The sequence below is a fragment of the Youngimonas ophiurae (nom. illeg.) genome (assembly GCF_049803795.1).
In the GTDB taxonomy this organism is placed as follows: domain Bacteria; phylum Pseudomonadota; class Alphaproteobacteria; order Rhodobacterales; family Rhodobacteraceae; genus Thalassobius.
On the sequence record NZ_JBNAGJ010000003.1, the window covers coordinates 319,318 to 338,361 of the forward strand.

At 62.6% G+C, this 19,044-nt stretch carries 15 protein-coding genes; 4 read left to right on the forward strand and 11 right to left on the reverse strand.

Annotation, left to right across the window (positions count from 1 at the left end; all coding sequences use genetic code 11):
- The first annotated feature begins 182 nt into the window (after positions 1–182).
- Complete coding sequence (gene msrB / locus ACP15O_RS09270; protein ID WP_425095797.1) at positions 183–656, forward strand: peptide-methionine (R)-S-oxide reductase MsrB; 474 nt, start codon at positions 183–185, stop codon at positions 654–656.
- Here msrB and ACP15O_RS09275 read toward each other — a convergent pair whose 3' ends face one another.
- The 9 genes from ACP15O_RS09275 to pepN form a co-directional block, all read right to left on the reverse strand.
- Positions 657–1,280: a DnaJ domain-containing protein gene (locus tag ACP15O_RS09275; protein ID WP_425095798.1), complete on the reverse strand. Its 624-nt coding sequence runs from the start codon at positions 1,278–1,280 to the stop codon at positions 657–659.
- A gap of 124 nt (positions 1,281–1,404) precedes the next feature.
- Entirely contained in the window at positions 1,405–1,935 is a 531-nt protein-coding gene (locus ACP15O_RS09280) for a DUF4177 domain-containing protein (protein ID WP_425095799.1), read from the reverse strand.
- A 66-nt stretch (positions 1,936–2,001) separates the two neighbouring features.
- Positions 2,002–2,481 (reverse strand): thioesterase family protein, encoded by a 480-nt coding sequence (locus tag ACP15O_RS09285; RefSeq protein ID WP_425095800.1) that lies wholly within the window; start codon positions 2,479–2,481, stop codon positions 2,002–2,004.
- A gap of 71 nt (positions 2,482–2,552) precedes the next feature.
- Complete coding sequence (locus tag ACP15O_RS09290) at positions 2,553–3,524, reverse strand: hypothetical protein (RefSeq protein WP_425095801.1); 972 nt, start codon at positions 3,522–3,524, stop codon at positions 2,553–2,555.
- 14 nt (positions 3,525–3,538) lie between these two features.
- On the reverse strand, positions 3,539–5,053 hold the full coding sequence (gatB, locus tag ACP15O_RS09295; protein ID WP_425095802.1) for an Asp-tRNA(Asn)/Glu-tRNA(Gln) amidotransferase subunit GatB: 1,515 nt from the start codon (positions 5,051–5,053) through the stop codon (positions 3,539–3,541).
- 90 nt (positions 5,054–5,143) lie between these two features.
- Complete coding sequence (locus tag ACP15O_RS09300) at positions 5,144–6,451, reverse strand: hypothetical protein (RefSeq protein ID WP_425095803.1); 1,308 nt, start codon at positions 6,449–6,451, stop codon at positions 5,144–5,146.
- A 139-nt stretch (positions 6,452–6,590) separates the two neighbouring features.
- The gene (locus ACP15O_RS09305) at positions 6,591–7,328 is read right to left on the reverse strand and encodes an SDR family oxidoreductase (protein ID WP_425095804.1); all 738 of its coding nucleotides are present in this window, start codon (positions 7,326–7,328) and stop codon (positions 6,591–6,593) included.
- Between the two features lie 24 nt (positions 7,329–7,352).
- Positions 7,353–7,796: a hypothetical protein gene (locus ACP15O_RS09310; protein WP_425095805.1), complete on the reverse strand. Its 444-nt coding sequence runs from the start codon at positions 7,794–7,796 to the stop codon at positions 7,353–7,355.
- Between the two features lie 129 nt (positions 7,797–7,925).
- Entirely contained in the window at positions 7,926–10,478 is a 2,553-nt protein-coding gene (gene pepN, locus ACP15O_RS09315; protein ID WP_425095806.1) for an aminopeptidase N, read from the reverse strand.
- 234 nt (positions 10,479–10,712) lie between these two features.
- On the opposite strand from pepN, the gene ACP15O_RS09320 reads away from it, so the two are divergent.
- The 3 genes from ACP15O_RS09320 (at position 10,713) to ACP15O_RS09330 (ending at position 14,241) form a co-directional block, all read left to right on the forward strand.
- Entirely contained in the window at positions 10,713–12,869 is a 2,157-nt protein-coding gene (locus ACP15O_RS09320; RefSeq protein ID WP_425095807.1) for a malate synthase G, read from the forward strand.
- Between the two features lie 51 nt (positions 12,870–12,920).
- Positions 12,921–13,349 carry a GlcG/HbpS family heme-binding protein gene (locus ACP15O_RS09325; protein WP_425095808.1) on the forward strand — a complete coding sequence of 143 codons (429 nt, stop codon included), beginning with the start codon at positions 12,921–12,923 and terminating at the stop codon, positions 13,347–13,349.
- A 115-nt stretch (positions 13,350–13,464) separates the two neighbouring features.
- Positions 13,465–14,241: a gamma-glutamyl-gamma-aminobutyrate hydrolase family protein gene (locus ACP15O_RS09330; RefSeq protein ID WP_425095809.1), complete on the forward strand. Its 777-nt coding sequence runs from the start codon at positions 13,465–13,467 to the stop codon at positions 14,239–14,241.
- Position 14,242: 1 nt separating this feature from the next.
- Here ACP15O_RS09330 and ACP15O_RS09335 read toward each other — a convergent pair whose 3' ends face one another.
- Together ACP15O_RS09335 and ACP15O_RS09340 are read right to left on the reverse strand one after the other, a co-directional pair.
- Positions 14,243–16,669: a Hint domain-containing protein gene (locus ACP15O_RS09335; RefSeq protein WP_425095810.1), complete on the reverse strand. Its 2,427-nt coding sequence runs from the start codon at positions 16,667–16,669 to the stop codon at positions 14,243–14,245.
- Positions 16,670–16,802: 133 nt separating this feature from the next.
- Positions 16,803–19,043, reverse strand: coding sequence for a xanthine dehydrogenase family protein molybdopterin-binding subunit (locus ACP15O_RS09340; RefSeq protein ID WP_425095811.1), 2,241 nt, complete (start codon positions 19,041–19,043; stop codon positions 16,803–16,805).
- Position 19,044: the final 1 nt, after the last annotated feature.

Sequence of the window (19,044 nt, forward strand, 5' to 3'; positions counted from 1 at the left end):
CCCCCGAGTGGTGCAACATAAACGACCCGAGGGCAAGGGGCACGATGGATTTCCCCCGCGTCTAACTGTCCGGGGCTGGCGGCGGGGTCACTCAGACGTGAGCAGACGTGAAATATTGCGCAGTCCCCATGGGCGGAGGGCTCTGGCATAGTGGTGAGAGGCGCACGATGGGAGGGCCCGCAATGAACCGACGTATGATGATCCTGGCGGGGCTGGCGTCCGGCGCTATTCGCCCTGCGCTGGCAGATAGCCAGACCTTTGAAATCACCCGCACCGATGCGCAATGGCGGGCCATGCTGACGCCTCTGCAATACAAGGTCATGCGCCAGGAGGGGACCGAGCGGGCGGGCAGCTCGCCTCTGGATAAGCTATATGACAAAGGGGTTTACCATTGCCGCGGCTGTGATCTGCCGCTTTATGCGTCGCAGCATAAATACGATAGCGGCACCGGCTGGCCCAGTTTCTGGAAGGCCCTGCCGCAGGCGATTGGCACCAAGCCCGACCGCAAATTGCTGCGCGTGCGGACAGAATGCCATTGCCGCCGCTGCGGCAGCCACCTGGGGCATATTTTCAATGACGGTCCACGCCCGACGGGGAAACGCCATTGCCTGAACGGCGTTTCGCTGGTGTTCAAACCGGTGCTCAAACCGGCCTGATCACTTGAAGCTGCGGCTGTCCTTGATCTGATCCCAGGCCCACATGACCTCTTGCAGCTGCTCTTCCTGGCTGCGGTCTCCGCCGTTCATGTCGGGGTGCAGCACCTTGATCAGCTTCTTATAGGCCTTGCGGATTTCCGCCTTGGACCAGCTGTCCTGCGCCTCAAGGATGTCGATGGCGCGGCGCTCGGTCGGGGGCAGGCGGCGCCCGCCGGTGTTGGCCTTGCCGGGGTTCTTGGTGGCGTTTTCGCCCAGCACCTGATGGGGGTCTTCGATGCCCAGACGGGCCCAGGCGCGGGCCTCGGGGTCGCCCATGGGGCGGGTCTGACGTTCCCAGACCTTATCCTTGGACATCTGCGCGTTCAGCTCGGCCTCGGTCGTGCCGTCGAAGAAGCTCCATTTCTGGTTATATTCGCGGACGTGATCCTTACAGAACCAGTAGAATTCATCCAGAACATCGGGCGCCTTGGGCGCGCGGTATTTTCCGGCCTCGTTACAGCCTTCGTGTTCGCACACACGCTGAGACGTCTCGAATTCGCCAGACATCCCACGCCGTCCGCGCGGGTTTTTCTTCTTGGCCGACGAAACGGACATGTCGAACCCAAAGGGATCGGATTTAGCCATGGGGTCACCTCTTCGACTCGGACGGTGGAGTGTAGACTTTTTGACGCCGAGTTGAAGGGGCAGAAGGGAAAAATTTCTGTGAAAAAAGCTCGGGTCTGGCGGGGAATGCTGCGGAGAGAAAAGTTTAACTGTCTGTATTCGTGTCTGATTTCATGCGGTCCGCAGAAAGAGCGGTTTGTGGCGCCTGGGCCGTTTTCAGCCGCTGGGCGCGTGCGCTTAATACGCTGGACACGGGGGCATCCAGATCCCCGGTATCCTCGACACCATTGTCGCTGGCGGTGGCAAAGAAGCTGCCGGGGGTTTCGTCGGGTGTCTCTTTGTCCTGCGCCGAGGGCCGTGCAGAGGGGGTCGCAGGGGCGGGCAGCTCAGCCGGGGCTGCGGGCGCATCCAGAAGACGCGGCCGGAACGGTTCCAATCCGGCCTGCGCAGGACGGCGGAACACCAGCACATTGCGATAGACGGTGCTGGTGTTGGTCAGGCCGTGGCGCTCTTCGGCGGGCAGGGTTTCGGCGCGCTGATATTCCCAACCATCCTCGGCCATCTGGTTCATCAGCACCTGTAGCGCATGGGCAAACCGGGCCTCGTGCCCGCGCACGCCCTTGGCTTTCTGTCCTTTGACCGGGGCAGGAACGACCCTGTACTCGTATGTCGGCATTATTTATGTCCGTGCTCGAAATCCCCCCAACAATATCAGCAGTTTGCAAAAAGGCAAAAGCCGAAGTCATGCTTTGCGGATTCCCAGGGGCAGGCCGACGAAATCGGGGGTGGGGCAGTCTTTGTGCGCCTCCAGCATGGTCTGCACCTTGTCGGCCACATCGGCGGGGTAGGGGGCGACCCGCGGGCCGCTCATGTCGATATGCAGCGTCACGCCTTCGCCCGTGGCGGACAGCCAGCCATCCGCGTGATACAGCCACTGGGCAAAGTGGAATTTCTTGGCGTCACTGTCCAGCAACTGAAACCCGACGCGCACCTTGTCACCGACATGCAGCTCGCGCAGGTAGCGCAGGCGGAAATCAGCGGTATAGGTGGTGTGTTTGCGCGTGGCCGCATAATCGGGGCCAAAGCCCATCAGAATAAACGCCTCATCCACGCCGCGATCAAACAACACGTTGTAATAGGCCATGTTCAGATGGCCGTTATAGTCGATCCATTCGGGCAGAACTTCCATTTCCGAGGACATGAACGGGGCCTGATGCTGCATGAATTCCCTCTCCCATAGGTGCTGAGTCAGGGGCAGCGTAGACAAGCGCGCGGGCCAAGGCCAGAGCCACATTAGCGGCGCAGCGATTTCACCAGCGCCTTCAACCGTTCCCCCATGGGCAGATAGGGCGCAATCTGGCGGGCGTTCTGTGCATCCAGTTTTGCGGCGCGCGGAATGTCCTGCGCGGGGATCAGCTCAAACCCCAGTTTTTGCGCCACTTCGGCGCGTTTGCGCGCATAGTCGCGGATCTGATGATGGCGCAATCCGTCGATTTGGTATTTCTGCCCCGGCAAGGCGCAAATCTGAGCGATCTTCTGAGGCTGACGCCGCCCGGACCCAATCGGATTTTTGATGTTATACAGGTACATAGCCCGCACAGCCCGATCCGAGAGCGATTCATTTTCATGGGTTTCGCTCAGGCCCAGCGTGTCGAAATCCACCAGCCCGAATGCACGCAGCAGACTGTTGCACATGCCTTGTTTGGTGGCATGTTCGAATTTCAGAAAATGGCTGTGCTGGGTGCCGAATTCAGAGGCGATTCGCAGAGGAAACGCGTGGATGCGCCGCACGGATGCTTCGTAGGTTGAGGGGCGAAAAAACCGCCCGACCTTGGCCATCTGCTGACTGTTCGAGGCAATCCAGGGCAGCAGTTCACGGTAATAATACAGCGCGTGGACCTGGCCATATTGGGCCAGGGCCCGGTGAATGCGTGCCAGCTCTTTGGGGTCCAGAAGGCACAGAAATTCGCTGGACAGAATGGCCGTACCGCTAAGCCCGGCCAGTTGCGTGAACAGCTTGTCGCGGACCTGCGCGTCGCGCGCCTGAATGTCGGACAGGGACAGGCCCGCCCGCCGGTTCCGATAGTTCCGGGTCGGGTCTGTCATGAAGGCCGAATCGAGATGCGGATACGGCCCGGAAGACCCCAGAAAATGAATCCCATGACGGGCCAGCGTCTCTTTGTGTGCAAAGAGGTTTTTTTGGATCGAGGTCGAGCCCGTTTTATGCGGGCCAAGATGCAGAATGATCTTCAGATCCTGGCCCATCTGCGTATTCGCCCTTACAGGCCCAGCTTCTGTTTGACCAGCTGGTTCACCGCCGCCGGGTTGGCCTTGCCGCCCGTCGCCTTCATGACCTGGCCGACAAACCAGCCTGCAAGTTTCGGATTTTGCTGAGCTTTTTCGACCTGAGCGGGGTTGGCGGCGATCACCTCATCCACGGCGGCCTCGATCGCGCCGGTGTCGGTGACCTGTTTCATGCCGCGCTCTTCGACGATCTGAGCGGGGTCGCCGCCTTCGGTATAGACGATCTCGAACAGTTCCTTGGCGATCTTGCCGCTGATGTCCCCGGCCTTGATCAGCTTCACGATTCCAGCCAGCTGCGCGGGGGAAACCGGGCTTTCGGTGATGTCGTGATCTTCCTTTTTCAGGCGGCCGAACAGTTCGTTGATAACCCAGTTCGCGGCCAGTTTGCCATCGCCTGCGGTGGCTGCGACCTCTTCAAAGAAGGCGGCATTGGGCACTTCGGCGGTCAGCACGCTGGCGTCATATTCGGACAGGCCGAAACCCTCCATGAAGCGGGCTTTTTTCGCGTCGGGCAATTCGGGCAGGCTGGCGGCGATGTCATCCACCCAGCCCTGTTCGATCTCCAGCGGCAGCAGATCGGGATCGGGGAAGTAGCGGTAATCATGCGCATCTTCCTTGGACCGCATCGAGCGGGTCTCGTTCTTGTCGGGGTCGTACAGGCGGGTTTCCTGCACCACTTCACCGCCGGCCTCGACGATGGAGATCTGGCGGCGTGCCTCGACCTCGATCGCGGCCTGGATGAACCGCATCGAGTTCATGTTCTTGATCTCGCAGCGCGTGCCCAAGTGGCTGAAATCCTGCGTTTCCATGTATTTTTCGTACTGGCCGGGGCGGCAGATGGACACGTTCACATCCGCGCGCAGGCTGCCGTTTTGCATATTGCCATCGCAGGTGCCCAGATAGCGCAGGATCTGGCGCAGCTTGGTGACATAGGCGGCGGCCTCTTCGGGGCCGCGGATGTCGGGGCGGCTGACGATCTCCATCAGGGCGACGCCGGTGCGGTTCAGGTCCACGAAGGACATGTTGGGATCCATGTCATGCACGGATTTGCCCGCGTCCTGTTCCAGGTGGATGCGTTCCACACGTACCAGACGCGCGACGCCGGGGCCCATGTCCACCAGAATCTCGCCCTCGCCCACGATGGGGTGATAGAGCTGCGAAATCTGATAGCCCTGCGGCAAATCCGGGTAGAAATAGTTTTTCCGGTCGAAGGCGGATTTCAGGTTGATTTCGGCCTTCAGGCCCAGCCCGGTGCGCACGGCCTGTTCGACGCAGAATTCGTTGATCACGGGCAACATGCCGGGCATGGCCGCGTCCACAAAGGCGACATTTGCGTTCGGTTCCGCGCCGAATTTGGTGGACGCCCCCGAGAACAGTTTCGCATTCGAGCTGACCTGCGCATGGACCTCCATGCCGATCACCAGCTCCCAATCGTGTTTGGCGCCGGCAATCACCTTGGGTTTCGGGGTCTCATATGTCAGGTCCAGCATCGTATCCGCCCTTTGTCGCAGCATTTCTGTGCGTTCTAGGACAGGGGTGCCAAAGGGGCAAGGGGTGCAGTGCCCTTTGCCCCCCAGGCGTCAGGCCCGAGGCAGGATTTGGGGGCCTTTTTCACCGAAAACGACACGCGCGCCGTTCCGGATATCGGTTTCAAAATGCCGGGCGATGCGGCGAAAGGCGCTGCCTTTGCCTTTTTCGGCCAGCTGTTCGTTATACACCAGGTCTTCTTCGGTCATCGAATCCCGCTCGGCCAGGGCCCAGACCAGGGGGTGCACCTCGCGCAGGTGTTCGTTCAGGATCCAGTCGAAGGCGGCGCGCAGGGCGTCGATCTGCGGCTGGTGCTCAGAGCTGCGAAGGCGCGCGTTATGCATCGTTACCGCGCAAAACGCCGCAAAAAGGTTCGCCGTATGCTGATCGTCCCGCCGTTGCAGAATGTGGTGCATCCCTTCGATGAACAGATCGGGGTCCATCAGGTCCAGCACCTGAGCATCCAGCCGCAGGGCATCCAGACAGGTCCAGGTATAGCCGCCGGCCCCCCAGACATCTTCGGTCAGGGCGGTCATTCGGCGGGCCTGCACCTCTAGCTGCTGATACGAGCCGAACCAGCGCGGCAGCATATACCGGCCAAAGGCGCGCATGTGGCTGGGGTTGTGCGGGTCCAGATCAATCAGGTCTTCGTAATCGTCCACCACACGGGTTTGTGGCGTTTGCTGCGCGGGCAGCAGCGCGCAGCGCGCCGCGGCCAGAGCAGGGCTGTTCTGCTCGAACGCATCGAATCTGTCCAGAATCTCGGCTGCGCTGCTCATCAGGGCGTGAAATGCCTTGGCGCGTGGCTTCGAGGGTTCGGATTTCGGCTCGATCCCATGAAAGGCCCAGGCCAGATCCTGCAAAGCCTGCAACACCACCAGAGCAACGCCGTAATCCTTGGGGCAATCCTCCAGCGCGTATTCCAGATGGGCCAGCGCGGGCAGGTCTTCGACATCTGCGGGGTTGATGCGGCCGGCCTTGATCTGACGGATCAGGGGCTCGACCACATCGGCGCGCGCGCCATAGGATAGCAGATCGGCCAGCGGCATGTCTGCGGCGGTCCGGGCGCGTTTGCGATCGTGATGGCGCAGTTCCTGGCCCAGCTCTTCCCACATGTCCTGACGGGCCAGAAATTGCCCGCGCGAGATCACATATTCGCGCCGCGATTGTTCCTTGCTGGTGGTGGTCACGGGGATGTCCAGCGCGCGTTGCAGGCGGATCGGCATCGGTCCGGGGGGCGGCAGCGGCAGCGGCTGCGCTGCCTGAGTTTCGCCGCCGGTGCGATCCAGGCGGGGGGGGCGTCGAAACAGACGCGCAGAGCCCAGGTTCAGGCGGGCTGGGGTTTTTAACAGGCTTTTCATTCCAAATCGGGTGTCCAGGTGTGTGCATCCCTAAACAACCAAGAGTTTTGGGCCGAAACATGGCCAAGTCGGGCAGGTTTTCGGGTAAAAGCGTGTATTGATTGCGCAGAATCGCCCTTGGGTGGTGTTTTTGGGTGGGCTAGCGCCCTCCGGTGACGTCGAGTAAACTTTTGGTCACATAAGAGGCCCTGTCGGACAGCAGCCACAGCACGGATTCGGCCACCTCTTCGGCAGAGCCGGGGCGGCCCAACGGGATGCTATGGCCGAGTCTGTCCAGCCGGTCCGGATCGCCGCCCTTTGCGTGGATCGCGGTGTCGATCAGGCCGGGCCGGACGGAATTGACGCGGATTCCCTCGGGCGCCAGCTCATCGGCCAGGCCCAGGGTCAGCGTGTCGATTGCGCCTTTGGTTGCGGCATAATCGATGTACTGGTTGGCCGCTCCCAGCCGCGCCGCCGCAGAAGAGATATTCACGATATGCCCCGGAACGCCGCAGCGGCGCATATGGGCCACGGCCTTTTGCGTGGTCAGGATCGTGCCGATCACATTGACGGAAAACATCGTCTGCAAGCGCCTGGCCGTCAGATCCGCAAGCGCCGCCTTCTCCCCCACGATCCCGGCGTTATTGACCAGGTGAATCGGCAAATCCTGGGGCAGATCCGCGAACAGGGCCTCTATCTGTGCCTCGGACGTGACATCGCACTGGTAGACCCGTGCCTCTTGCCCCCGCGCCGCAACATCCTGCGCCACCTGCCGGGCCGCGCGCGCGTCACTGCGATAGGTCAGGATGACGTCATGGCCTTCTTGTGCGGCCAGACGGGCGCAGGCAGCCCCAATGCCGGTGCTGGCCCCGGTAATCACAATGGTGTGCTGTGTCATCTCGCTCTCCTTTGAGCCAGACAATCAGCTTAGCGTCACCTTCGCGTCAACCCGGATTGATTTGCCGGTGAACCAGCGGCGCAGTTCGGGGGCCATGGGCAGGCAGGTCAGCGGCAATTGCACGCGGCGCCCGCCGGTCAGTTCCAGATGCGGGGCGCGGGCGAAAAACGGGGCCGAGCGCGCCCCGACCGCCCGAATTCCCGACAGGGGAAAGGACCAGTGTTTGCTGCCGTAATATATGTTCAGATGGGTTTCGGTCATCCACGCGCCCGAGCGTTTGCGGCTCATGATACTGCGCCAGTACCAGGCCGTCCCCAGTGCCACCGCGCCGGTCAGCAGGATCATCTGCCAATCGGGCAGAATACGCGCCACCAGCAGCAGCGCCGCCCAGGCCAGGGTGACGGCCGCCAGCCCCGTCGCGTGCAAAGGATCCAGCCCCCGCCAATGATATTCCGCAATTCTGTTCATGACAGAAGTATGACGCCACATGGGATGGAAATTTAAGGTTAACAGGCCGCAAAAAACCGCTCGCCCGGCTCTTTTTGTCGGGCCTGTGGCGGGAAGGCTTCAGTTCGAATGCGTATGGTTTTGGGGTGTTTACGCCTTTCGGATACGCTCCAGCATTTCTGTCGTGTCCCGGCTAAGACCGGGCTGGGCCAGGATCCGGTCCAGCTGGGCGGCAATCAGGCTTTGGCGCGCCGAATCATAGCGTTTCCATGTCTCAAAGGCCGAGCACATCCGCGCCGTTGTCTGCGGGTTCAGCGGGTCCAGCCGGATCAGCCAGTCGGCCAGCAGGGCATAGCCTGCGCCGCTGGCCTGGTGGAAGGCGGCGGGGCTCATGGCCAGCGCGCCCAGCGTGGCGCGGAACCTGTTGGGGTTTTTCATGGTGAAATCAGCGTGTTGTGTCAGCGCCGAGGCCACCTTGACCGCCCTTTCAGGATCCGCCTGCACGATCTGCATCGAGAACCACTTGTCGATCACCAGCCGGTCCTGCTGCCATTGATCATAGAAGGCCTGCGTCGCCGTCTGGCCCTTTCCTGCCGACAGCAGGCAGCCGAATGCGGCCAGCTGCTGTGTCATATTATCGGCCGCGTCATATTGTTTCTGCGCCTGCGCGCCGCCGTCCAGGCGGGTGATCAGCGATAGCGCCGCGTTGGCCAGAGCCCGTGCGCCGGATTGGGCGGCGTCGGGGCGATAGCTGCCCTGAACCTGATATTGCGCATAAAGCCGCGGCAGCAGGTCTTGCATGTGTTGTGCCTTGGCCTGTTTCAGGGTCTCCAGCGCCTGCCAGATTGCCTGCGGATCGGGGGTGTCCCCCATGTCGAACAGCGTCTGGGCCAGCTCGTCCTGGCTGGGCAGGCCACCGGCCAGCGCGCGGAAGGCCGGATCCAGACTGTCGTCGCGCATCAGCGCGCTCAGGGCCCCCAGGTAGGCATCGTCGGGGGCGGCACCTTCGCGGATCATGCGGATCAGCCCGTCGCGCGCCAAGGCCCGGCCCGATTCCCAGCGATTGAACGGGTCCGTGTCATGCGCCAGCAGAAAGGTGCGTTCCTCGTTCGTGGTTGCGCGCTCAAGGATCACCGGGGCCGAGAACCCCCGCAGGATCGAGGGCACGGGGCGCGCGCCCAGCCCCTCAAAGCGGAACGATTGCTCGGCTTCGGTCATCTCCAGCACGGTGGTCGGGACCACCTCGTCGCCATTGGGGTTCAGCAGGCCCACCGCGATGGGGATGACGCGCGGGTCTTTGACATCCTGGCCGGGGGTGGGCGGCGTGTGTTGGCGGAACGTCAGCGTATAGGTGCCATCGGCGTATGCGTCAGTCACCGTCAGGCGCGGAGTGCCGGCCTGCGCATACCAGCGCTTGAATTGGGTCAGATCGCGGCCCGTTGCGTCCTGAAACACCTGTAGCCAATCCTCGATCGTGGCGGCGTCGCCATCGTGACGGTCAAAGTACAGATCCAGCGCCTTGTAATAGTCCGCGTCGCCAACCAGCGTTTTCAGCATCCCGATCAGCTCGGCGCCTTTTTCATAGACGGTGGCGGTGTAGAAGTTGTTAATCTCGACAAAGCTTTCGGGGCGTACCGGGTGGGCCAGAGGGCCGTTATCTTCGCGGAACTGGCGGGCGCGCAGGGCGATCACGTCCTCGATCCGTTTCACGGGTTCCGAGCGCATATCGGCGGTGAATTGCGCATCGCGATAGACCGTCAGCCCCTCTTTCAGGCACAGCTGAAACCAGTCGCGGCAGGTGATGCGGTTGCCGGTCCAGTTGTGGAAATATTCATGGGCGATGATTGCTTCGATCCGTTCGAAATTCGCATCGGTGGACGTGTCCGGCGAGGCCAGAACGCAGGACGAGTTGAAAATATTCAGCCCCTTGTTCTCCATCGCGCCCATGTTGAAATCATCCACGGCGACGATGTTGAAAATATCCAGATCGTATTCACGGCCATAGACATCCTCGTCCCATTTCATCGAGGCTTTCAGCGCCTCCATGCCGAAGGCGCATTTGCCCTCGTCCCCCGGACGGACATAGATGTTCAGCGCGACATCCTTGCCCGATTTGGTGGTGAAGCTGCCCGGATGCGCGATCAGATCGCCGGCGACCAGCGCGAACAGATAGGCCGGTTTGGGCCACGGATCGTGCCATTCGGCCCAGCCCTCGCCGCTGGCCGTGGGGTTGCCGTTGGACAGCAGCACGGGCTCGGGGCCCTCGATGCGCACGGTAAAGACGCTCATGACGTCGGGGCGGTCGGGGTAATAGGTGATCTTGCGAAAGCCCTCGGCCTCGCATTGGGTGCAATACATGCCGTTCGACATATAAAGCCCCTCCAGCGCGGTGTTCGTCGCGGGGCTGATTTCAACCTCGGATTCCCATACGAACGGCGCGTCGGGCACGTCGCAGCGCAGGCCCTGATCGGTCAGTTGGGGGGAAACCTCGGCCCCGTCGATTTTGGCCCAGATCAGGTGCAGCTGTTCCCCATGCAGGAAAAAGTCCTGTGTCTGGGCGTCTGGATTGGGGCGAAAGGCGATGCGGCTGATCACACGGGTGGCATTGGGGGCCAGACGGAACGTCAGCTCGACCTTCTCCACGATATAGCCAAAGGGCGCATAGTCGGACAGGTAGATGGTTTGGGGGGCTGCGTCTTTCATGGGGGCCTCGGGCTGATTGATGTGCGCCCGACGTTAGGAGGATCGGCGGCGGGCTTCAATGGTCTGTCTGGTGCCCGTTGGAGCAGGGGGCCCTGGCCCCGGCCTTCGGGGATTATCCGCTATTTTTTGAAGCAGCTTGAGAAGAATTGGTAAAAAGATTTGACCACATATGTTGCCTATAGGAAACTTCCGTTCTATTCAGGAACACGAGCGTCGCCAGAAAAGGGGAGAGGAATGTCCAATCGCATCGACAAATACGGGCTGCATGTCGCGCCGGAACTGGTGGAATTCATCGAGCGCGACGCCTTGCCGGGCACGGGTGTCTCATCTGACGATTTCTGGGCGGGCTTGTCGCGCCTGACCCATGAGCTGGGGCCGAAAAACCGCGAATTGCTGCAAAAACGAGAGGAAATGCAGCAAAAACTGGACGCCTGGCATGAGGCGCGGCGCGGGCAGGTGCATGATGCCGCCGCCTATCGGGACTATCTGACAAAGATCGGCTATCTGGTGCCCGAGGGGCCCGATTTCCAGATCGACACGCAGAATGTGGACCCCGAGATCGCGCAGATCCCCGGCCCTCAGCTGGTGGTGCCCATCATGAACGCGCGTTTTGCGTTGAATGCGGCGAATGCGCGGTGGGGGTCTTTGTATGATGCGCTCTATGGTACGGATGCGCTGGGGGATCTGCCTGCGGGCGAGGGGTATGACGCGGCGCGCGGCGCGCGGGTGATCGCCTGGGCCAAGGCGTTTCTGGATCAGGCTGTCCCGCTGGACGGCGCGACCTGGGCCGATGTGGATAAGCTGACCGCAGATGGACATGCGCTGGTGATTCAGGCCAGCGGCGCCCCGGTTTCGCTGAAGAACCCTGCGCAATATGCCGGCCATGCGGAAATGGATGAATGGGCCATGTTCCTGTTCAAAAACAACGGGCTGGGGATTGAAATCCTGGTGAATCCCGAAAATCAGATCGGAGAGACGGATCCCGCAGGCATCGCCAGCGTGAACCTGGAATCCGCTCTTTCTGCAATCATGGACTGCGAGGACAGCGTGGCGGCCGTGGATGCCCCAGATAAGGTGCTGGCCTATGGCAACTGGCTGGGCCTGATGAAGGGCGATCTGAGCGAAACCTTTGAAAAGGGCGGGCAGACGATCACCCGTAAAATGCACGGCGATTTCACCTATACCGGCCCCGATGGCGCGCCTGTGCCCGTCAAATGCCGCAGCCTGATGCTGGTGCGCAATGTGGGGCATCTGATGACCAATCCGGCGATTCTGGACCGCGACGGGCATGAGATTGGCGAGGGGCTGATGGATGCGCTGTGCACCACGCTGATCGCCATGCACGATCTGCGCAAAACCGATGGGATGCGCAATTCCGTCACCGGATCGGTCTATGTGGTCAAACCCAAGATGCACGGCCCCGAAGAGGTCGCCTTTGCCGATGAGATTTTCTCCATGGTCGAGGCCATCCTGGGCCTGCCGCAGAACACCGTCAAACTGGGCATCATGGACGAAGAGCGCCGCACCTCGGTCAATCTCAAGGAATGTATCCGCGCGGCCAAATCGCGGGTGGCCTTTATCAACACGGGCTTTCTGGACCGCACCGGCGACGAGATTCACACCAGCATGGAGGCCGGCCCCTTCCTGCCCAAGGGCGAGATGAAATCGACCCCCTGGATCACGTCCTACGAGGATCGCAACGTGGACATCGGCCTGGCCTGCGGGTTGCAGGGGCGCGCGCAGATCGGCAAGGGCATGTGGGCCATGCCCGATAAGATGGCCGACATGCTTGAGGCCAAGATCGGTCACCCAATGTCGGGCGCGAACTGCGCCTGGGTGCCATCGCCCACCGCCGCCACGCTGCACGCCACGCATTACCACACGGTGGACGTGCTGGCCCGTCAGGATCAGATCAAGGCCGGCGGTGCGCGCGGCACTCTGGCCGACCTGCTGACCATCCCGGTGGCCACGGGGCGCAACTTCAGCGACGCGGAAATCACCCGCGAAGTGGAAAACAACGCTCAGGGGATCCTGGGCTATGTGGTGCGCTGGGTCGATCAGGGGGTGGGGTGCTCGAAAGTGCCGGACATCAATGACATCGGTTTGATGGAGGACCGCGCGACCTGCCGGATCAGCTCTCAGGCGCTGGCCAACTGGCTGCATCATGGCGTTGTCACCGAGGCACGGGTGATGGAGGCAATGCGCAAGATGGCCCAGGTCGTCGATCAGCAGAACGCGGGCGATCCCGCCTATTGCCCGATGGCACCGGATTTCAATGGGCTTGCCTTTCAGGCCGCATGTGATTTGGTGTTCAAAGGGCGCGTGCAGCCTTCGGGCTATACCGAGCCGGTCCTGCATCAGCGCAGGCTTGAACTGAAATCCGCAGGCTAAGCGTATCGGAACGCAAGTGGACATTGTGAACATAAGGTAGGGGAAACGAAAATGGCTGGGATCTCTCTTAGGAAAGCGCGGGGCATCATCCGCAAGGCGCTGGACACGGGCACGGCGGCGGATATGAACCCGCTGAGCGTGGTAGTGCTGGATGCGGGCGGTCACGTGATTGCCTTTGAACGCAGCGACGGGGCCGCGCCGGGCCGTTTCGCCATCGCGCAAGGCAAGGCCTATGGCTGTGTGATGCTGGGCATGGCGGGCAAGGCGCAGATGGCGCGCGCCGAGGCGCAGGCCTATTTCATGACCGCCGTGAACGGGGCCTATGGCGGGCAGGTCATCCCGGTGCCCGGCGGCGTTCTGGTGCGCGATAAGAAAGGCGCGATCCTGGGGGCGGTCGGGGTGACGGGGGACAGCTCGGATAATGATGCGCTGGCGGCCATCGCCGGGATCGAAGGCATGGGGCTGGTGGCCGAGGCCTAGGCTCTGCGCGGTTTCGCGTCATCTGCGGGCAGAGTGTGCGCCAATGCGCAGGTTTCTTGTTTTTTAACCTTCCTGGGCCATATAAGCTGCGGGCAAAAGCAGCAAAAGGCGCAACATGACCCGTCCTCTCGTTGGTATTATCGGCAATCAATACCTGCTCAATGACAGCTATCCCGTCCATGCGGGCGGCGAAATGAACACCGAGGCCGTGTCCTGCGTGTCCGGTTGCCTGCCGATGCTGATTGCCCCCGATCCGCGTTTTGTCTCGGTCGAGGAACTGCTGGATACCTGCGACGGGTTCCTGCTGACCGGCGGGCGCCCCAATGTCCACCCCGAGGAATATGGCGAACCGGCCACCGAAGCGCATGGTGATTTCGACCGCAGCCGCGATGCGATCACGCTGCCCCTGGTGCGGGCCTGTGTTGAGCGCGGGCAGCCGTTTCTGGGGATTTGCCGAGGATTTCAAGAGGTTAACGTCGCCATGGGGGGCTCGTTATATCCTGAAATCCGCGATCTGCCGGGCCGGATGAACCACCGGATGCCGCCCGATGGCACGCTTGAGGAAAAATTCGCCCTGCGCCACAAGGTCAGCTTTGCCGAAGGGGGCCGGTTCCATCATCTGATGGGTGCGCAAGAGGTCATGACCAACACGTTGCACGGGCAGGGGATCAAGACCGCCGGTGCGCGCATCGTGATTGACGGCTACGCCCCCGATGGCACCCCCGAGGCGATCTATGTCGAGGGCGCGCCGGGCTTCACCATGTCGGTGCAGTGGCATCCCGAATGGGACGCGGCGAACGATCCGGTCTCGCGTCCGTTGTTCACGGCCTTTGGCGCGGCCGTGCACGCCTGGGCCGATCAGAAAAAGGCGCGGAGCCTGCGCACCGCCTGACCTATGCGGGTTGCAGCAGCCGTGCCTCGTATTCGCGCAGGCAACGGCGGGCGGTGTCACCGAAACTGTCGGGATCGGCGCGCAGCTCGGGGAAGAGCGCGAACAGCTCTTCTCGGGCGGGGCCCATCACACCGTTCAGACCATAGGCCCCAGGGTGGAAGCTTTCGCTGGGCGTGCCCTCGGCAAAGATGATTTCGTGCCGGTCGAACAGGATGTGGACATAATCCACCTCGTCGCGCTGCACCTGCCGGATCGAGCCGCCATTGACCAGATGCCGCGCGGCCACCAGCACTTCGGACGAGTCGAACAGCAACGTTGCGGCCGAGGATTGATGCAGCATCCGGTGCTGCGGTGACACGATCAGCGGGCGCCGGTTGCCCACGGCCCCGGTGGCAAAGCGGATCGGGGCAAACTCGCCCGTGCCCGGCACCCGACGCCGCCCGGCCCAGCGGATCGGCTGCACGCCATTGTCCCGCGTGATCACCAGATCGCCGGCGCGCAGATCCTCGATCCGGCGCGCGCCATGGGGGGTGTCGATCCGGGTGCCCGCCTTGAAGCAGATCACCACGGTCTCGATGTTTTCAAAATTCACGACGGTGCCGTCATCCAGCGTGACCGTCCCCGACAGGTTGCCCGGATCGGTGCTGGTATAGGTGATCGAGCCCCAGTCGATCGTGCCGCCGAAATCCAGCGTGTCGCCCGCGCCTTCGCTGCCCTCGCCGCCGTCAATGGTGATGGTGCCGCCACCGCCCGAGATCTGGAACACGTCGTCGCCTTCGCCGCCCACGGCGCTGTCGCCGCCGCCCAGCACCAGCAGGTCATCGCCCGTGCCGCCCAGCAACGTATCCGCGCCCGCGCCGCCGATCAGGGTGTCGTCATCGGCGCCGCCGTCCAGATAGTCATCGCCGCCCGCGCCATCCAGAAGATCATTGCCCGCGCCGCCGTAGAATTCATTCGTCCAGTCCGCGCCCTGACCGTCATAGCCGGTCAGCGTGTCATCCCAGGCCGAGCCGATGATCCCGTCCAGACCGCCGGCCAGCGTGTCTCCGTCGGCATCCCCGCCCGAGGCGGTGTTGGTGCTCAGGTCGATGTTCACCCCGGCGTCCGAGGTCGAGTAATCCAGAAAATCCATGCCCGAGCCGCCGCTCAGGCTGTCGGCCCCATCGCCGCCGGCGATGGTGTCATCGCCCGCCCCGCCCGAGATCGTATCGCTGCCCTCGCCGCCGATCAGGCTGTCGTCGCCATCCTCGCCGCTGATCAGATCATCGCCCGCGCCGCCGTCGATCGTGTCATCGCCGGGCTGAACCGGGATGGTTTCGAAATGGATGTCGGAAATCGCCAGCGCCTGGCCGTTGCCGAACCCGTTGTCATAATCAATCGTGATGGATTGCAGCGGGCCGGGAATGGTCACCAGAACCGAGCCATCCGCATCCGAGTAGCTGTCCGGGCTGAGCCCTGCCGTGATCGTGCCGCCGGACAGGGCGTCATCGCCTGTCCCGCTCAGCGACACGGTGACGGTGTTGCCATTGGCGTCCACGGCGGTGATCGTGATGACATCCTGCCAGCTGTTGTTGCTGCCGTCGATGTCGTTGATCCGAAAGGTGACGTTCTGCACGTTATCGGCGTAGGAATCGGGGTCGTTCGTTTCGAACGAGATTGTCGTGGTCGAGGTATCCCCCACGCCCGATCCGGTCAGCGACAGGGTGGAGTTCGGATCGAACGGCTCGCCCGTGCCGACATAGTTCGAGGTGGTGCTCTCAATCGAAAACCCGGTGGCATTGCCGTCATTGGTAAAGCCGATGGTGACATCCATCACCCCGGTGGTCTGGGTGAACCCGCCCGAGACGTCCTCTTCGTCGGCGCCTGCGGCGCTCCAGTCCAGAAACTCCGAGGTCGAGCTGGCCGTGTTCACGCCGTCGCCGACGATCTGGTCATTGCCCGCCCCGCCCAGGATCGAATCGCTGCCGCCGCCGCCGGTGATCGTGTCATCGCCCGCGCCCGCGTCGATGGTGTCGTTGCCGTCGCCGCCTTCGACGGAATCGCCCATCCCGTCCACGCCCGTTCCGCTGCCGCTGTCGATCTGATCGCCGTCGGAATCCACGTAAGAGGCATCCATGACATCATCGCCACCGGTGCCTTCGACCACACCATCGGCGTTGCTATAGGTGGGGTGGTTGTCGACCTCGCCGGCGGTCATCCGGCGCGGGACGGTGTCGGGGACAAAGTAGACGTTGCCGTCCGTGCCCTCGTAATAGGTGCCCGTCAGGTTGTAGTCAGTCACCCAATAGCGCCTGAACAGCTCGCCATCGAACGAGATGCTGCCGCTGCCCAGCGTTGTGGCCGTGGTGAAGCTGATCGTGGATGTGCCAAGAACGTCGCCGGTGTCCAGCGTGTTGTCCCCTAATGAGACCAAATACCCGGTGGGCATGATACTGCTCCTGCCTTTGGGGGCGTGCCGCCCCGCTTACTGCTTACCTGACATCCGCCATCTATCGGGCGGTTTTGGTCATTTTATGGCAAAATGGCTATTTTCGCAAGGCAGTGCGGGGCGCGGCACGGGCTTAGATCAGCAGGGGGAATTGGTCAATCAGCGGCAATGTGCGGGCGCGGGTTCCGGTCAGATCGAACAGCGCATTGGCCAGCGCAGGCATCGAGGGCGGGGTGCCGGGCTCTCCGACCCCTGAAATATGCGGTTTGCGTTGCAGAATCCGGGTTTCGGTTTTCGGCGCGTTATGTATGCGGATCGCGTCATAATCAGGGAAATTCTGCTGCTCGGCGGCACCGTTTTCAAAGGTGATTTTACCATGCACGGCGGCGGACAGACCATAGAGCATCCCGCCCTCCAGCTGCGCCTGCGCAATCGAAGGGTCCAGCAAAACGCCCACATCCGCCGCAATCCAGGCGCGGGCGATGCGGATTTCGCCGTCCTCATCCCTGAGCTCGATCACCTCGGCGACGGGCGTGCCGAAGGACCAGGTATACCCCACGCCGCGCCCCACGCCCCTGGGGGTTTTGCCGGTCCAGCCGGACATGTCGCGCACGGTTTCCAGAACGGCGGCAGAGTCGGGGTTTTCGGCGCGCATCATCTCTAGGCGGAATTCCAGCGGGTCACGGCCGGCGGCATGGGCCAGCTCGTCGATGAACGTATCGTGAAAGAACCCGTTGAACGACGCCCCGACCGAGCGCCAGAACCCGATCGGCAGATCCAGATCCGCAACATAGCCGCGAATGCGGTAGTTGGGGATGCTGTAGGGCTGGTCAAAGGCGCCCTCGACCAGCACCTTATCGGGGCCGCTGACGGGCAGGCCGGTCATCCGTCCCCCCGCCTGAACCGAGGCAGACTGCGCCGCGATCTGCCCGTCCAGCATCACTGCCTTGCCGTCCTTTACCGCCCCGCGGAAACGCGCCACCGCGCCGGGGCGATAGAAATCATGGGTCATGTCCTCTTCGCGAGACCACATCAGCTGCACCGGCGTGCCCGGCATCTGGATCGCCAGACGGGTGGCGGCCTGGGCATAGTCCACCTCGCCGCGCCGGCCAAAACCGCCGCCCATATAAGTGGTGTGAACCGTCACGGACTCCGGATCCAGCCCGGCGATTTTCGCGCATTTGCGCTGCACGATCACGGGCGATTGATTGCCGGCCCAGATCGTCAGCTTATCGCGCTCATAAAGGGCGGTGGCGTTCATCGGCTCCATCGTGGCATGGGCCAGATAGGGCAGGCGGTATTCGGCGGTGATTTCGGTGGCGCCTGCGGGCAGGTTGCCGACGTCGCCGTCATTGCGCAGGGTCGAGTTTGCCCGTCCCTCCAGTGCGGCGTCCAGCGCGGCGTCGATCTGCGCCATGGTTTGCGGATGCGGAGAAGGGCCCCAATCGACGTCCATAGCCTGCGCCGCCTGCATCGCCAGCCAGCTGTTGCGCGCCACTACGGCGATGGCATTGCCCAGATCGTACACGCCCTCGACCCCTGGCATGGCGCGCGCCTGCGCCGGGTCAAAGCCGCGCATGTCCCCGTCCAGATGCGGATTGGCGCGCAGGGCGGCGAATTTCATCCCCGGCAGGCGCACATCCAGGCCGAACGTGGCCCTGCCCGTGGATTTTTCCAGCATGTCCACACGGGGGATGGATTTGCCCAGCTGTTTCCACTCGGATTTCGGACGCAAAGCCACCTGAGGCGGCGCGATCCCGGCAGCAGCCGGGGCCAGCGCAAGATAGCTGAGCCGCGCTCCGTCCGGGGCGATCACATGGCCGGCCTTGGTTTTCAGGCGCGCGGCGGGAATGCCCAGTTTTTCAGCAGCCGCCAGTTTCAGCGCTTCTCGGGCGCTGGCCCCGGCGGCGCGCATTCGCTCATAGCCGTCAACGACGCTGGTCGAGCCGCCGGTGATCTGCAACGACAGCAGCTTGCCCACCTGGCCGACGGCATCGGACAGCCCGTGCTGGAAATCGCTTTTGGCGTATTCCTTGAAGGGCAAAGAACTGCCCAGCACAGCCACATTCGCATAGGCCTTGCCCGGTGGGCCATGCAGGGTGGTGATGTCTGCCATGTCCACGTCCAGTTCCTCGGCGACCAGCGCGGCCAGAGTGGTATGCACCCCCTGGCCCATTTCGGCGCGCGGGGTGATGATGCGGATGCCGGACTGGTCGATCAGGATATAGGGGGTCAGCGCGGTCTGCCCCTGGGCCGGGGTCAGCGGGTTGGGCGGGGTTTCCTTGATCTTATACACCCCAAAGGCAACGCCCCCGGCGATTGCGGCAGAGCCGACCAGAAAACTGCGGCGGGTGATTTTTCCAATGCGTGACATG